The sequence below is a fragment of the Streptomyces sp. NPDC001515 genome, assembly GCF_053597115.1.
Window position 1 is genome coordinate 47,935 of sequence record NZ_JBSFHN010000004.1, and the last position, 16,000, is coordinate 63,934.

6 protein-coding genes are annotated in these 16,000 nt (G+C 70.7%); all 6 read right to left on the bottom strand.

Going from position 1 to position 16,000, the window contains the following annotated elements:
• Positions 1-24: 24 nt before the first annotated feature.
• Complete coding sequence (locus tag ACWCXC_RS06790; RefSeq protein ID WP_450887064.1) at positions 25-1,035, bottom strand: nucleoside triphosphate pyrophosphohydrolase; 1,011 nt, start codon at positions 1,033-1,035, stop codon at positions 25-27.
• An 88-nt stretch (positions 1,036-1,123) separates the two neighbouring features.
• A complete protein-coding gene (locus tag ACWCXC_RS06795; protein WP_450684196.1) occupies positions 1,124-1,780 on the bottom strand; it encodes a SurA N-terminal domain-containing protein in 657 nt (218 codons plus the stop codon).
• 136 nt (positions 1,781-1,916) lie between these two features.
• A complete protein-coding gene (locus tag ACWCXC_RS06800; RefSeq protein WP_450684195.1) occupies positions 1,917-2,321 on the bottom strand; it encodes a GtrA family protein in 405 nt (134 codons plus the stop codon).
• Positions 2,318-3,286: a glycosyltransferase family 2 protein gene (locus ACWCXC_RS06805; protein ID WP_450684194.1), complete on the bottom strand. Its 969-nt coding sequence runs from the start codon at positions 3,284-3,286 to the stop codon at positions 2,318-2,320. Before ACWCXC_RS06805 ends, ACWCXC_RS06800 begins: the two co-directional genes overlap by 4 nt.
• 300 nt (positions 3,287-3,586) lie before the next feature.
• Positions 3,587-5,032, bottom strand: coding sequence for a WD40 repeat domain-containing protein (locus ACWCXC_RS06810; RefSeq protein ID WP_450887067.1), 1,446 nt, complete (start codon positions 5,030-5,032; stop codon positions 3,587-3,589).
• Positions 5,033-5,112: 80 nt separating this feature from the next.
• On the bottom strand, positions 5,113-15,768 hold the full coding sequence (locus ACWCXC_RS06815; protein ID WP_450887069.1) for a LamG-like jellyroll fold domain-containing protein: 10,656 nt from the start codon (positions 15,766-15,768) through the stop codon (positions 5,113-5,115).
• Positions 15,769-16,000: the final 232 nt, after the last annotated feature.

Below are 16,000 nucleotides of genomic sequence, written 5' to 3' on the forward strand. Positions count from 1 at the left end.
GGGGCTCCGGGGCCTCGGCGGCCCCTACTCCGCGCTGTCCGTGCTCTCCGCGCCGTCCACGCCCTCCGCGGCCCGGATGGCGTCCCGGTAGGCGCGGGCCGCGGCGCGCAGGGCGGCCTCCGGGTCGACGCCCTCCTCCTGGGCGCGGACGGCCAGGGCGAGCAGCCGGTAGCCGATGGCGGCGCCGTCCCCGCCCTCGGGGAGGGGGACGTCGAGTCCGGCCGTACGCACGCGGCTCGCGAGCTTCGCGGCGAGGGCCAGGCCGGGCTGGCCGAGCGGCACCCCGTCGGTGACGGAGGCGCGCCGCTTCTCGACGGCCTTGGTGCGCAGCCAGTGCGCGTGGACGTCCTCGGGGGTCTCGGCGGTGGCGTCGCCGAAGACGTGCGGGTGGCGGTGGATCAGCTTCTCGATGAGCGTGCCGGCGACGTCGTCCACGGAGAACGGCTCCTCGCCGCTTCCCGGAATGCCCTCCTCCGCGATCCGGGCGTGGAAGACGACCTGGAGGAGCACGTCCCCCAGCTCCTCGCGGAGTTCCTCGCGGGTGCCGTCCTCGATCGCCTCGACGAGTTCGTACGCCTCCTCGATCGCGTACTTGGCGAGGCCCTGGTGGGTCTTCCGCGAGGTCCAGGGGCACTCGCGGCGGATCCGGTCCATGATCTGGACGAGATCGAGGAGCCGGGCGCCGGGCAGATCGTACGAACCGGGCAGCAGCTCCAGCTCCGGCATCCGCACCCGGCCCGAACCGGCCAGCCGGGCCAGTCCGTCGGTCAGCGGCCCCTCGCCCTCCCCGCCGGTGAGGACCACCACGGTGTGCCCGCCCGCGCAGGCGTCCACCAGCTCCTCGGCGCCGGGAACGCCGGGGGCGACGGTGATCCCGGCCTCGCGCAGATACGGCAGCTGGGCGCCCGCGTCCTGGGCGCAGTGCACCCGGCCGGCCGCGTGCAGGGCCTGCCAGGCGGGCCAGGACAGCAGTCCGGGCGCGACACGGTGGCTGGCGGTGAGCAGGACGATGCGGCCGGGATCTTCAGCGTTCACAGGGCGGAATCTACCCCGGCCGCCGCAGGAGCGGCGGCCCCAGGCTCCGGCCCGCGCACAGGCCCGAGGCCCCGGCCTCGGCGCGGGCTCAGGCCCCGGCTTCCGCGGCCGGCTTCTCCGCCGCGGTGACCTGCTTGATCCACGGGGCCTTGTAGTCGGCGAGCTGGATCTGCTGGTTGTTCCAGGTGCCGAAGCGCGGGTTGACGTCGACCTCGAGCGCCTTCGACGCCTCGCTCAGCGCCTCGCCCAGGATCTTGGTGCCCTCGGGCGTCGTCGGGTCGGCGCCGAGCGCCTGGCCGAGCTTGGTCAGCTGGATCTGCTCCCGGAGGAAGGCGTCGATCTGGTCGGGGGCGATCCACCGCTCCTGGAGCACGGCGGCGCGCAGCCCGTCCTCCCCCTGGTACTGGGCCGCCGCCGAGGCGCGCATCTGCTGCACCTCGGCACGCGTCACCGTCACCCCCGCGTCGGCGGAGGCCCTGTCCAGGATCCGGTCCAGGATCAGCCCGTGCAGCTTGGCGCGGGCGAGCTGCCCCGACTGGTCGCTGATCTGCGCCGACTGCTTCGACGCGTCCTGCGCCTTGCGCACATCGGCCACCTGGCCCTGCACGGTGGCCACCGTGATCCGGTCCCCGCCGACGACGGCCGCGGCGCCGGGGTGGGCCTGGCTGCCGCAGGCGGTGAGGACCGGCGCTGCGACGAGCAGGGCGGCGGAGACGGTGAGCGCGGTGCGACGACGGCGGTGCAAAGGAGCCTCCCGAGGAGATTGTGCGGCGGTGCACAAAGCCTTGCGGTGATCGATGTTAGGGAGTGGAACCGGTCCGGGCCACTGATTCGACCAACGATTCGGGAGGAGTTGGGGATGTGGCCGGGGACCGCCGGACTCAGCCCACCGGTTCCGGCCGTTTCCGGGACGGGGCGTCCGGCCGCAGCATGATCGTGCGCGAGACGACGAACGTGAGGGGGATGGCGGCCGCGGCGGCCACCAGCGGGGCGTAGCGGTCGCTGAATCCGGCCAGGTCGACCAGGAGGTAGACGCCGCCGGTGGTGATGACGAAGTTGGCGGCGTTGGTGAGGGGGAAGAGGAGGAACTTCCGCCAGGTGGGCCGGGTGCGGTAGGTGAAGTACGCGTTCAGGAAGAACGAGCCGACCATGCTCAGCGCGAAGGCGAGCACGTGCGCGGCGAGGTACGGCAGCCCGTGCAGCAGGAGCAGGTAGCAGCCGTAGTACGTCCCCGTGTTCACGACGCCCACGAGGGCGAACCGGGCGATCTGTGCCGTGAGGCTCATCGGCGGGCGAACTCCCGGGGCTCCGGCTCCCGGTCCGGCCGGTGCCCGGGGGCGTTGGTGGCCTTCACGAGGAAGTGCGGGCGGCGCTTCACCTCGTAGTAGATGCGCCCCACGTACTCGCCGACCACCCCGACCATCACCATCTGGACACCGGCGAGGGCGGTGACGGCGACGAGGAGGGTGACGTATCCGGGGGTGTCGACGCCCTGCACGAGGGCGACGCCGACGATCCACGCCGCGTACGCGAAGGCGAGCGACACCAGCAGCAGCCCGAGGTAGAGCGCGGCGCGCAGCGGCTTGTTGTTGAAGGAGAGCAGTCCGTCGAGTCCGTAGTTCAGCAGCTTGCCGAAGGTCCAGGCCGAGCGCCCCTGTTCGCGTACGGCGTTCTCGTAGCTGAACGTCGTCGTCGGGAAGCCGACCCAGGCGAACAGCCCCTTCGAGAAGCGGTTGTACTCGGTCAGCTCCAGCACCGCGTCCGCCGCCCGGCGCGACAGCAGCCGGAAGTCCCCGACCCCGTCGACCAGTTCCACGTCCACCAGCCGGTTGATGAGCCAGTAGTACGCACGGGCCGTGAGCGTCCGCGTCACCCGGTCGCCCGTGCGGGTGCGGCGGGCGATCACCTGGTCGTAGCCCCGCGCGTGCTCCTGGACCATCTTCCCGATCAGCTCCGGCGGATGCTGGAGATCGGCGTCCATGATCACCACCGCGTCCCCGTCGGCATGCCGCAGCCCTGCCAGCATCGCCGCCTCCTTGCCGAAGTTCCGGCTGAACGAGACGTATCGCGCCCGGGGGTCGGCGGCCGCCAGTTCCTGGAGGATCGGCAGCGTGCGGTCCGCGCTCCCGTCGTCCACGTACACGAGCTGGAAGGCATGCCCCAGGCGGGTCATCTCGTCCGTCACGCGCTCGTGGAAGCGTTCGAGGATCTCTTCCTCGTTGAAGCAGGGCACCACCAGAGAGATCAGCACACCCGTACACCACCCGGTCCACGTGTCGCGGGCGGATGGTCCGCGTGGCGCGGGGGCGACGGTTGGGTGAACGGGGCCGGGTGGCGACGATCTACGGCAAGTCGGGGCTGGTGCAGCCGGCATGACCACGGACACACCCGGGCGCGGGTCCCGGAACGTTCCGGAACCCGCGCCCGTCGTGGTGGTGATGCCGGGGGGCCACGGGCCCCGGTGCGAAACGCCCGGCCGGACGGGTCCGGCCGGGCGTTCGCGGCTTCTCATCGGGCCCGGCGCACCAGTGGTGTCCGGGCCGTGGGTGGCCTACCCGGCCTGCTCCTCCTCCTGGCCGGCGTCGAGGGTCTCCAGGATTTCGAGGACGAGGCCCACCGCTCCGGGATCACCCTCGCGCGTCAGCTCCCGCTTCAGCACGGGAATCCCGCCACGGACGGCTTCACGGCACTCGGCCTCCAGGAACGGCCTGTCGAGCGCGGTCTCGCTGCTGTCGGACTCGCCCGAGACCAGGCCGAGGAGCAGGTCCAGCACGGCCAGTCTCGCCGGGTCGGAGAGGTCCTCCTCCCGGAGTGCGGCGACGAGCATCGAGGCGACCGGGACGGCGGCCTCGAACAGCATCCCGCCCGACTCGATGTCATCGGCCAGGTCGACCGCGTCGGCCTCCTCCTCGGTCCTCGCCGCGACCAGCGTGGCGAAGCTGTACGGAACGTGGCGCGCGCCCCGGCCGCAGCCGCAGCGCATCGACGGCCAGGGGTGCCGGGCCGCCTCGTCGCGCCAGCCGCCCGGCGCCGCCCCGGACGGAGCGTCACCGGTCGGCCACCCCGTACCGCCGAGCCGGGTGCTCGACAGGGGGCGGCCGCCCGTGCGGTTCCAGACGGCGGCCGTCCCGCCGGCGTCGATGCCGACGACGTGTTCTCCGTCGGCGCTGAACCCGACCGATCGCACCCATCCGCCGAGGCCCTCGCAGCGCGCCACCGGCGCACCGGTGGCAGCGTCCCACAGGCGCACCACCTGGTCCATGCCACCGGTCGCGACCAGGAGGCCGTCCGGGCTCGCGGCACCGGCGAGAACCGAGTCCCGGTGCCCGTCCAGTGCCACGGGCGCGGTGGCGTGCGGCGCGGCGCCCAGCTCCCAGATCCGTACCGCTCCGCCGCGCCCGCCGACCATCAGCCGGTCGCCGCGCGCCGTGACGGCCATGGCCGCGGGCCAGGGGCCCCGGTCGTCGAGCACCGCCGCCTGTCTCCCGGTCTCGGTGTCCCAGATCTGGATGCGCCCGCCGTGGGTGCCCGTGACGAGATGGCGGCCGTCCGGGTGCCAGGTGAGTGCTCTGACCGTCTTCCCGAAGCCGTCGGAGGCTTCACCGACGGTGAGCTCCGCGAGGACGTCGCAGCTCCGGGCGTCCCGGACGCGGACGACGCCGTCCGCGCCGCCGGAGGCCAGCCTGGTCCCGCACCGGGTCCAGGCGAGCGATCCCACGGCACCCGCGTGACCGGTGAACGACCGCTCGGGCCGGACACCCCCGTCCTCGGAGCCGAACAGCCGGAGCCGCACGGAGCCGGTGCGGTCGCCGGCCGCGAGCCATCGCCCGTCGGGGGACCAGGCCAGTGCCTCGACCGCAGTCCCCCACGGGGCCGGTTCGCCCGTGGACGCGCCGTTCGCCGCGTCCCACACCCGGCAGTGCCCGGAGCTGTCGGCCCCGGCGGCCAGCCCGTTGACCGGGTTCCGGTCCAGGGCTTTGAACAGGGGGAAGGACACTCCCGGAGGGAAGGCCGAAGGATCCGATGCCGACATCATGTCCACGAACCCTACCTGTCGTCGGAATTCCGAACGCATGCTCACCACCTGCTCGATTCCGGGAACTGCTCGGGCTCGAAATCCTCCCGGCACCTGTTGCACACAGGGACTTCCTTGTACTCGAACGGCTTGCGAACGGTCACCCTGAGCGGTTCGGTGAAGATCACGTGCGAGGAGTCTCCCCCGAGCGCGTTGACCACATTTCCCTCGGCGCAGTATCCGCCGCCCGAACAGGCGACCGCGATGTCTCCCGTCTTGGTGTTGACGCCGGCACTCCACGCCCGCTTGAGCGGCTGTGTCACTCCGCCCGTCTGGTTGGCCGCCATGGTTTCGCGGAGAGCGACGCGGGCGTCGTTCAGCCGGCCCGCCGGGGTCCAGCCCCCCTCGGGTGCGGGGAACTTCTTGATGATCGGCACCGTTCCCGCGTTTCCGCGCGTGCTGGGCGCACGGGACGGACCGAAGGAGGTCGGGCACGCGTCCGCGTCGGTGTTGTGCACCAGCACCGAGGTGTCGCCGTCGTCGCCGGCGCCCACGTGGTACGTGTGCAGCCCCTCGACGCTCAGGTCGTAGGTGACGGCTTCGCCGGTGTACGCCGTGACGTCGATGATCACGGTCGGGCGGCCGGAGTCGGTCTGGAGCTTCTGGCCGGCCTTGAGGTCGGCGGCCTGGGTCCAGGCGTCCTTGGTGGCCTCGTAGAACTGGTGGTGCTCGGTGGTGTGGATCGTCTGCGGGCCGGACTTCGTGGCCACGGTGACGTCCACGAAGGCGCGGTCCGTCGCGGTGACGACGACCGCCTTGACCTTGTGCTTCTCCTTCTTCTTCTTGCCGGGTTCGGCGGTCAGGACGTAGTCGCCGACCTTGATCTCGGAGATCGGCTTGGTGGTGGTGTTGGCCAGGACCACGGGGGTGGCCCCGGTGAAGCTGTGCGGGGTGCAGCCCTTGCGGCCGAACTTGCTGGCCGCGGCCCCGAACACGCCGCCGGTGACCGCGCCCACGGCCGTGGCCTTGGCCGCGCCGGAGACGCTGCATCCCTCTTCGCTGGTCACGCACGAGACGCCGTAGCCGACGGCGCCTTCGGCGGCTCCGCCGGCGGCGCCCATGGCGGCGCCGTTGAGGGCCTTGCCGCCGACGCCGGACAGGAGGCGGCCGACCGCGCCGGAGGCCGCTCCGCCGGCCGCGCCGCCGAGGGCGCCGGTGACGGCTCCGATGCCGACGGCGGTGACGAAGCCGCCGAGGGACTTGGGTCCGTCGCTCATCGCGTAGCCGACCGCGTTGGCGGCGGCTCCGGCGAGGGCGCCGCAGCCGATGACGCCGACGCCGCCGGTCGCGGCGGTGCAGCCGGCGAAGACGACGACGCCGGTGGCGACCGAGGCGATGGTGGAGGCGTGCTGCTTGACGAAGTTGGCGGTGGCCTTGGCCGCCTTCCCGACGGCCTTGCCGACCTTCTTGGCGGCCTTCACCACCTTCTTCGCCACGCTCTTGACGGCCTTGGCGGCCTTTCTCACCGTCTTCTTGACGGTTTTGACGACCTTGTGGACGTACTTCTTGACGCGCTTATAGGTGCGTTTGACGTATCTCTTGACCCTCTTGACGCTGTCGGCGACATAGTGGACGGCCTTGCGCACCACGCGCTTGGCCTTCTTGACGACCTTCTTGACCGCCTTCTTGATTTTCTTGGCGGCCTTCTTGACCTTCTTCGCGACCTTCTTGATGGCCTTCTTGGTCTTCTTCCAGGCCGACTTGACGGTCTTCTTGACCTTCTTCTTGACCTTCTTGATGGCCTTGTCGACGAAGCTCGGCCAGTGGCCGGTCGGGTCGGTGGCCGTCATCGGGTTCTGGTCGGCGTAGGCGTACCGGTTGCCGGCGACGGAGGCCGGGATCGGGTTCATGCCCACGGTGTCGCGGCTGTTGAACTGGCCGGTCTCCGGTGAGTACCAGCGCGCCGCCATGTTGACCTTGGCGGTCTCCGGGTCCGTCCACCCCGACTGGTAGCCGAGGTGGCCGACCATGCCGGTGGACTGCTCGACCTTCCCGAACGGGGAGTACGTGGTCGAGCCGGTGAGCGCCTCGCCGTCCGCGGTGAACTGGCCGATCACGTCGTCGTGGATGTCGGTCAGCGCCAGGACGGAGCCCATGGCGGTCCTGATGCCGAGGAGCGATCCGTCGACGTTGCGGCTGTAGGAGCTGCCGCCGTCGGAGGCCACGTCGTTGCCGGCCCCGCTGTAGGCGAAGTCGTACACCGAGGAGCCGTCGGGGTCCGTGGCCTTCAGCGTGCGGTCCAGGCCGTCGTAGGTGTAGGTGCGCTCGCCCTCGTTGATGACGCGGTTGAAGGCGTCGGCCTTCACCGCGGTCTGCACGCCTCCCTCGTCGGTGACGGAACTCATCGTGCCGCGCGCGGTGTACGTGTACGTGCTGTGCCCGTCCGAGGTGAGCCGGTTGCGGGCGTCGTACGTGTAGGTGTCACCGCCCACGCGGGTCCGGTTGCCGGAGGCGTCGTAGCCGTAGTTCTCGGTCGTGCTCCCGTTGTTCCAGGACGTCAGGCGGTTCGCCCAGTCGTAGGTGTACGTGTTGGTGCTCGCCCCGGCGACCCCGGTCGTCGTCTTCGACGTCTCGTTGCCGTTGAGGTCGTAGCCGTAGGTGACCGACGCCAGGGTCTTGCCGGTCGGCGAGGTCAGCTTGTCCGTGGTGAGCTGGCCCAGGGAGTCGTACGAGAAGTCCCGCCTGCCCTTGCCCTGCCCGTACTCGATCGAGGTGACGTTGGACTCGGTGTCGTAGCCGTACGTCATCGACGTACCCGTCGCCCCGTCCACGGCCGTCCTGAGGCGCCCGGCCGTGTCGTACCCGAAGGTCGAGGTGCCCGAGGCGTCCTTGCGGGAGGTCATCGCGCCGTTGCCGTCGTAGGCGAAGGACGAGGACCCCGACGGGCCGCTGGTGGTAAGGAGCAGTCCGCGGTCGTCGTAGGTGAAGGTGTTCTTCTCCTCGCCGGCCCCGGCCACCGAGGTGAGCTGGTCGTCGTTGTCGTAGGTGTAGGTGTGGTCGGTGGTCTCCGCCTCCGCGCCCGTGCCGTGCTGGCGCACCAGCCGGCCCCGGTCGTCGTACTCGTTGGTGACGGTGACCCCGCCCGGGGAGCGCTGCTCGGCGGGCCGTCCGGCCTTGTCGTAGACCATCGTGAACGTGCGGTCCGCGAGGTCGGGATGGGCCGGGGTGGCCGGTTCGATCGTCTTCTCGGGCATGCCCCACGTGTTGTACGTGGTGAGGAAGGCGTTGCCCCGGCCGTCGGTGAAGCGCGTGCGGTTGCCCGCCGCGTCGTAACCGAAGGTCGTGGTGATCGACTCGGTCGCCGAGACCGGTTCGACGGCCTTGGTGATCAGACCGGTCGCGTCGGTGGTCAGCGTGGTGGTGTGGCCCCGGAAGTCGGTGACCGAGGTGGGGTTGCCCGCCCGGTCGTAGGTGGAGCTGCTGGTGCGCAGCACCGTGCCCGTGGCGTCCAGGTCCTTGGTCGCGGTCAGCTGGCCGAAGCCGTCGTAGGTGTTGACGGTGCTGGTGCCGTCCGCGTCCACCGAGCTGAGCGGCCGGCCGGCCATGTCGTAGGTGAAGCGGCTGGTCGCGCCCGCGGCGTCGGTCACCTCCGTCGTCTCACCGAGGACGTTGTACTTGTAGGACTCGCTCACGCCGGTCGGGCTGACCGTGCGGGAGAGTTCACCTCCGGGGGCCTTGTACTCGTTGATCGAGGTGTACGCCCGCTCGGTGGGCTGGCGCACGATGTCGGTGTCCGTGACCGGACGGCCGAGGTAGTCCCAGGTGGTCTCCTGGCGGGCGCCGCCGGGCCGGGTGGCCGACAGCTGGTCGCCGTTGGGGGTGTAGGTGTACCGGGTGGTGGCGCCGCCGGGCTCCGTGACCGAGGCCAGGTCCCCGAGCTGGGTGTAGCCGTACGTGGTGCGCTTGCCCAGCGGGTCGACCTCGGCGGTGACCTGGCCGAGCTCGTTGTACTCGTTCCAGGCGGTGGCCGTGATCGGGGCGGTGGCCCCCGGCGGGGTGTAGTTCGGCATCGTCGTCGAGGACTCCTGGCCCTCGGCGTCGTACGCGGTCGTGACGACGTTGCCCAGCGGGTCGGAGGTCTCGGTCTCCTCGCCGAAGGTGTTGTACCCCGTCATCGACACCGGCCGGACCGTGACGGGGGTGCCGCCCCCGGTCTCGCTGCTGACCGCCGGCTCGGTGACGCTGGTCTGCTGACCGGCCTCGTCGTAGCCGTAGTCGGTGGTGGCTCCGTTCTCGTCGGTCATGGCCAGCGGCAGTCCCCGCTGGTCCAGCTTCCAGGTGAGACCGCGCACGGAGCTGCCCGCGGCCGGCAGGGTGCCGCCCTTGAGCGCCGCCACCTGCGTCGCGGTCAGCGCCTCGCCGTAGACCTGGATGTCGTTCAGCGAGCCGTTGGTGTTCTCCGCGTACTTCCCACTGGCGAGCCTGCGGCCGATCTGGAGCGGCCCGGTGGCGTCCCAGGGGGTGGTGAACGCGGTGGAGGTGCCGGACTGGACGCCGTTGACGTACAGCCGGATCTGCCCGGCCTCCTGGTCGTAGACGCCCGTCAGATGCGTCCAGGTGCCGGTGGTCACCGCGGCCGTCCCGGAGGACGCGCGGACGATGACGGGGCCGGACATGTCCGAGGCGTGACGGTTGAACGTCCAGCCGTACGCCGTGGAGTAGTACAGCTGGAAGCCGCTGCCGATCTGCCCGTCCTGCGCGAGGAAGGTGCTGTTGGCGGCGGTGGAGTTCAGCTTGACCCAGGCGGAGACGGTGAAGGAGCCGCCGGTGTTGACGGCCGCGCCCTCCGCCTGCCCGTAGGCGTTCGCCGTGCCGTCGAAGACGGCGGAGCCGCCGCGCTCGGTGGAGCGGGTGACGCCGCTGCCGAGGGTGACGGTCCGGTTGCCGCCGGAGGAGTCGGCGGCCTTGGTGCCGCTGGTCTCCGACAGCTTCCAGCGGGCCACCGGGGCGGTGGTGCCGTCGTGGACGGTGGACCCGGTGACGTTGCCCAGGTTGTCGTAGAGGGTGTCCTCGGTGCTCGTGGTGTGGTTGAGCGGGTCGAGGTCGGTCTCCGAGACGACGTTGTCGTCCGGGTCGTAGCTCACCTTGGTGGTCCGGGCGAGGCCGCCCGGGTCCAGGACCGTCGACGTGGTGCGGTCGGAGGCGTCCACCGTGAACGTGGCGACCGTCTGGCCGTCGTTGGTGACCTGCTTGACCAGGTTGCCGGCCGCGTCGTAGGTGTTGGCCTCCTCGGTGAAGGACAGCCCGTTGGCCGGATCCTTGCGGACCACGGTGGCCGCGAGTCCGTCGTCGGTGTACGTGTACGCCGTGACGTGGCCCATCGCGTCGGTGATCGACGCGAGCCGGCCGCCCGGGTCGTAGGCCCGCGACTCCTGCACCAGGGTGGTGGGCGGCGACGGGTTCGCCGGATCGCCCGTGTAGTTCAGCAGGTTGGTCGTGAGCGGCCGGCCCTCGCCGTCGTAGGTGTACGTGTTGACGTTGCCGGCGGGGTCGGTCTCCTTGACCTTGTTGCCGTAGACGTCGTACTCGAACGACGTGGTGTCGCCGCCCGGATCGGTCCGGGACGCCATGCGGTTGTACGCGTCGTACGTCATCGACGTGGCGCGCGGGGCGTCACCGCCGGTGAGGTCCGTGACCGTCTGCGAGGAGACGTTGCCGTCGGCGTCGTAGACCGTGGACGTCCGCGCGGTGTGCACGGCTCCGGTGACCCGGTTGGTGACCGGCGGGTCGGTCTCGGTGAGGACCTGGTCGTCCTTGTCGTACGTCAGGGTCGTGGTGAGCCCGTCCGGCCGGGCGTCGCTCACCTCGGTCCTGGTGAGCTGGCGCCCCAGGTTGTCGTAGGTGGACCTCTCCTTCGCCCCGTTGGCGTCGGTGATCTCGGCGACGTCACCGTTGGCGAAGTAGGAGTACGTCGTCTTCCGGCCGCCCGGCGTGACGACCTCCGCGACCAGTCCGGCCGGCGCCTTCGCGGTGCCGCCCTCCGCCGCCGGGGTGGTGGCGGTCGTGTACGCCGTGGTGGCGGTCCGCCCGTTCGGGTGGCCCGGCACCGGCGGCGTCGTCACCGAGGTGAGGTTGCCCGCCGTGTCGTACACGTAGCTGGTCAGGTAGGTGTTGTCCGTCGGGCCCGAGGAACGGCCGTCGCGCTCGGTGAGCACCAGGTCGTTGCGCGGGTCCATCGGCGGGAACGCCGTCGTGGAGTCCGGGTAGTAGGTGTAGTAGTCGGTGGCGCACTTGCCCGCGGCGGTGTCCTGGCACATGGTCTGCGAGACCGTGTTGCCGCGGATGTCGTGACCGGTGACCGAGCGGTTGCCGTTGGCGTCCGTCACGGTGTGCAGGAAGCCCGCCGTGTCGTAGCCGTAGGTGGTCCGCTTGCCGTTGGTGTCGATCGCGGCGATCAGGCGGTTGCCCATCTCCGCGTCGTAGACGTAGGTCAGCGTCTTCTGGGTGGGGTCGGTGAGCTTCACCGTCCGCACCGGGGCGACGCCCGAGGACGCCTTGTACGCCGACCAGTGCTGCTCGACCTGCTCCTCGGTGAGCCCGCCCGCGTGCACGGCGACCTCGGCGATGGAACCGGTGAAGTAGCTGACGTCGGCCGGCGCGCTGATCCAGCCCTTGGCGAAGCCCGCGCCGACGAAGGTGCGGGTGTTCGTCTGGTCGTTGGGGGCGCCGGTGAAGTCGGCCTGCTTGACGCCGTCCACGTACAGGGTCTGCGTGGTACCGGTCGCGGAGAGGACCGCGTGGTGCCAGGCGTCGTTGTCGACCTTGTCCTTGGATCCGAAGTCGGTGGCGGCCGAACCCGCCGCGCTGTACCAGTGGCCGCGCAGCTTGCCGTCCGCGCCGACGTAGAGGACCGGGTTGATGGGACCGCTCGCCCCGGCCGCGTCGTTCACCGCCTTGGCCTGGTCCGCGATCAGCACACCGGGCTTGGCGGTCTTGAACCACAGCTCCACGGAGCGGTCGCCCTTGTGCCAGGTGCCGTACGGGATCTCCGCGTACGAGCTGGTGCCGTTGAACTGCGCGGCCGTGACGTCACCGGTGCCGAACGGACCGGCCACGCCCTGCGTGACGCTGTTGTACGTACCGAAGCCGGTGTGCAGTTCGTTCGCGGCCTGGGCCGCGCCCTGGGTGTCGTCCAGGCGCCAGTACCCGGCGGGTGCCGTGCCCATCACCGCGGAGCGGTAGACCTGCGAGGAGCCGGTGACGGTGGCCGGGTTGAGCTTCCAGGTGCCGCCGTCGCCGTCGGTGGCCTGGAGGACCAGGTCGTCGGTGGTGCCGTAGGTGACGGCCGACTGGGTCTTGCCGCCCGGCGTGGTGATCTTGTTGAGCAGTCCGGCGGACCGGGTGGCCGCGTTGTACTGCGCGGTGATGACCGACGGGTCCAGCGCCTCGGTGTAGATCGCCACCTCGGCGATCTGGCCCGCGTAGTGCCCCAGGGTGTCCGAGGCGTTCATGGCCGGCCAGCCGTCGGTGTTCACGCCGGCGCCGAAGGAGATGTAGGGCTGCTCCCAGTCGTTGATGGTGCCGGCGAGGCTGCCCTGCTTGGCACCGTCGAGGTACAGCGTCTGGGTGGTGGCGGCGCCGGTGAGGGCGACGTGGTGCCACTTCCCGTCCGTGACGGTGGCCGTGGACGTGGTGGTGGTCATGCACCCCGGTGACATGGCCAGGCAGCCGCGGAGCTTGCCGTCCGTGCCCACGTACACCGCCGGGGTGTTCTTCGTGGTGTTGGCGACCGGGTCGGCGTCACTGAGCGGCTTGTCCCCGTAGTAGAAGAGGACACCGCCCGCCTGGGTGGTCTTGAACCACAGCGACACCGTCGTGTACGAGGGCGTGGCGCCGGGGGCGCTCGGGATCTCGACGTACGAGGTGGTGCCGTTGAACGTGGCGGCCTTCTGCGTGGAGCCGGCCAGCGGGCCCGTCCCGCCGAGGGTCACATTGTGGTACTGGCCGTTGAACCGGCCCTGGTTGAGGTCGACCGTGTCCGTCGCGACCGTGCCGCTCGTCTCCCCGAGGCGCCAGTAGGCGAACGGGTCGGCGTCCAGGACGGTGGTGCGGTAGTGGTTGCCCGTGGCGTAGCCGTAGACCGTGCACTTGGTGGGGTCGGCGGGCGGGCAGACCGAGGTGAGCTGGTCGCCGCTGTAGCCGTACTTCCAGACCTGGGCGGTGCTCGCGTCCCCGGCGGTGGCCGGGTCCGTGGTCACGGTCGAGACGTGCGGGGCGGTGGCCCCGGCGGGCGTCGTCCAGGTGAAGGACAGCGACCGGTTCGACGTGGTGTTGGTGACCTTGGCGAGCCTGCCGCTCGTGTACGCGAAGGTCTCGGTCCGGTTCGCGTAGTCCTTGATGGAGGAGATCGCGAAGGTGCCGGTGCGGCCGGTCACCGCCTGCTGGAAGGCGTAGGCGGTGAAGTCCTTGTCGGTCAGGACGTAGCCGCCGCCGGACGCGGCCGGTGCGAGCCGTGCGTACCGTCCCATCGGGGGCACGAACGTGCCGTCGGCGTTGCGGCCGAAGGCGACCTGCTCACCGCCCGGATAGGTGATGACGACGCTGGTCAGGGTTCCCGCGCCGTCCTTCACCTCGACGGCCGTCATGTCCGTGACCGTCGCCCAGCCGGCGCCGAAGCCGCCGTCGGTGCGCGGGTCGCGGCTGTTGTACGAACGCTCCACGGACAGGGACGGGCCGACGACCTCGACCTCGGCGTCGGTGTCCTCGGTGGTGTAGTTGGCGTCGCTGGGGTCGAACTCGTGGCCGTCGGTGTTCTGGGCGAGGCCCGAGGTGACCGGTGGCTGCGGTACGGCGGTGGCGAAGCGGGACGCCGAGTACATCACCGAGTCGTAGCCGTCGGTGACGCTGACGTACCAGTCGTAGTTCTTGCTCCACTTGAGCTTGCCGGCGGGTATCTTCCAGCTGCTCTTGGTCATCACCCCCGAGGTGGCGACCGGCGTGGTGCTGTCGCTGTCCGCGTCGTACACCTCGAAGGCGTACGTCAGGGCCGTCATCGGCCACTTGTCGGCGTCGCTCGCGTAGACCAGCAGCTCGGGCTGGAGCGTGTTCGCCTGGTGGTTGACCGGCGGGTACTGGGCGTTGATCTGCGGCGCCTTGTTCGGCGTGTAGGTCAGGTCCAGGGCGGGACGGAATCCGGCCGTGGTGCTGTTGTCGGAGTGGAACTTCTTCCAGTGCAGCCCGTCACCGGTCGGCGCGGTGAGCGCCAGTCCGTAGCTGGTGGTGCCGGTGGCGACGCTGTCGAACCACGCCGTGTCCAGCTTGACCGGCATCTTCACGCCGATGCTCAGGTCGTTGGTGCCGCCCGCGTTGTTGGAGCAGGAGGCGCCGGGGGCGACGGTGGCCGTGCCGATCGCGGAGCCGTAGGCCGGGCCCGGGTAGGAGGTGACTCCGGAGGGGGTCCAGGACTTGGTGATCGGGCTGACCGAGAAGGGTTCGGCGGTGCAGGTCGCGGACCAGATCGCGTAGACGTTCAGGGTGGCGGCGGTGACCCGCTGGCCCTTGAGCGCGGTGTTCAGCGTGGAGAACTGGAGGAACGAGTTCGCCTTGTTGGTGCCGGAGTCGTAGCTGCCGACCTTGATCTGGTTCTCGGTGGAGTGGTCGCCGCCGATGGTGTTCTGCGCGTACGTCGAGTTCCCGGCGGTGATCGTCGGGTCGACGGTGACCGGGTAGGCCCGCGCCGGGTCGTTCAGCCAGTCGCTGTCGGCGGTGAGCCGCAGCGCGGGCTTTCCCTCGGCGGTGGTGGTCAGTTCGTAGGTGACCGCCCGGGACAGCGCCGCGTCGCCCGAGCGCGGGTCGATGCGGGAGTCCTCCATGAAGGCGTGGGGAATGGTGGCCGTCACCTCCCCGTCCCCGTCGGTGAACTCCACGTCCCCGTTCTCCGCGACGCGCGGGGTGAGCCCCCGGACGTCGAGGGGGAACAGCCAGGAGTGCGGGGCGTCCTTGGACCGCAGGACCAGCCGCTCCTTGAACCCCTCGGTGAGGGGCGAGAGCAGCAGATCGGTGTCGGGCAGGACGCCGGCGTACGTGGCGTTGTTCTCGGCGTCGACGGTGGCGGACACCTTCTTCGCGCCGCGCAGCGCGTACGCGAGGCTGCGGCCGCCGCCGAAGTCGACGGAGGCGAGCTGCTGGTCGCCCGCGTCGGGGGCGAACTCGACGTCCAGGGAGTTGGCGGCCTGCTGGAGCCGGCCGTCCGTGTCGCGGGTCAGGGCGGTGTCGATCGGCTTCCAGCCGCCGTCCGCGCCCTTGTAGTTGGACCGGCCGGCGTAGTGGCGGACGGTGGTCGAGCCGTCGGCGTTGACGAAGTAGTCGGACGTGGCCGTGGACTTCTTCGCGTTCCGCTTGCTGGTCTTCGCGTCGAAGCTCTTGGCGTTGCCCGCGGCGCGGTCGGTGACGGCGGTGGAGGGGCGGTCGGTGGCGCGGGTGTAGGCGGGCAGTTCGCCCTTGCCCTTGCCCGGCCGGTGGCCGTTGCCGAGCTTGCCGCGGGTCTGGTCCGCGGTGGCCTGGTGGCTCTTGCCCCGGGCGGTTCCGGTCTCCTGTTCGGGGGTGCGCGGATGGGGCTTCTCGTCCAGCCACTCCCAGAGGCCGGACAGGGACATCTTCGGCATCGACAGGGCCGGCAGCGTCTCACCGGCGGCGGACGCCGTCTCGGTGGTGAGCATGCAGGAGAACGAGACGAGCACGGCCAGCGCCGTGCCTCTCGCCCTGCGGCGTCCTACCGGACCCGGGGGGAACAACGATGATGGTCTTCGCCATCGAGCACGCATCGGGGCAGCTTTCTCTTCACAAGACCTACATAGGGCCTCGCGAGACTGCCGTATTCATCGGTGCATCATCCACTCAGTTCGCGCCAAACTTATGCGATGTTTATCTCATCGGCGCGCATCGCGTGGT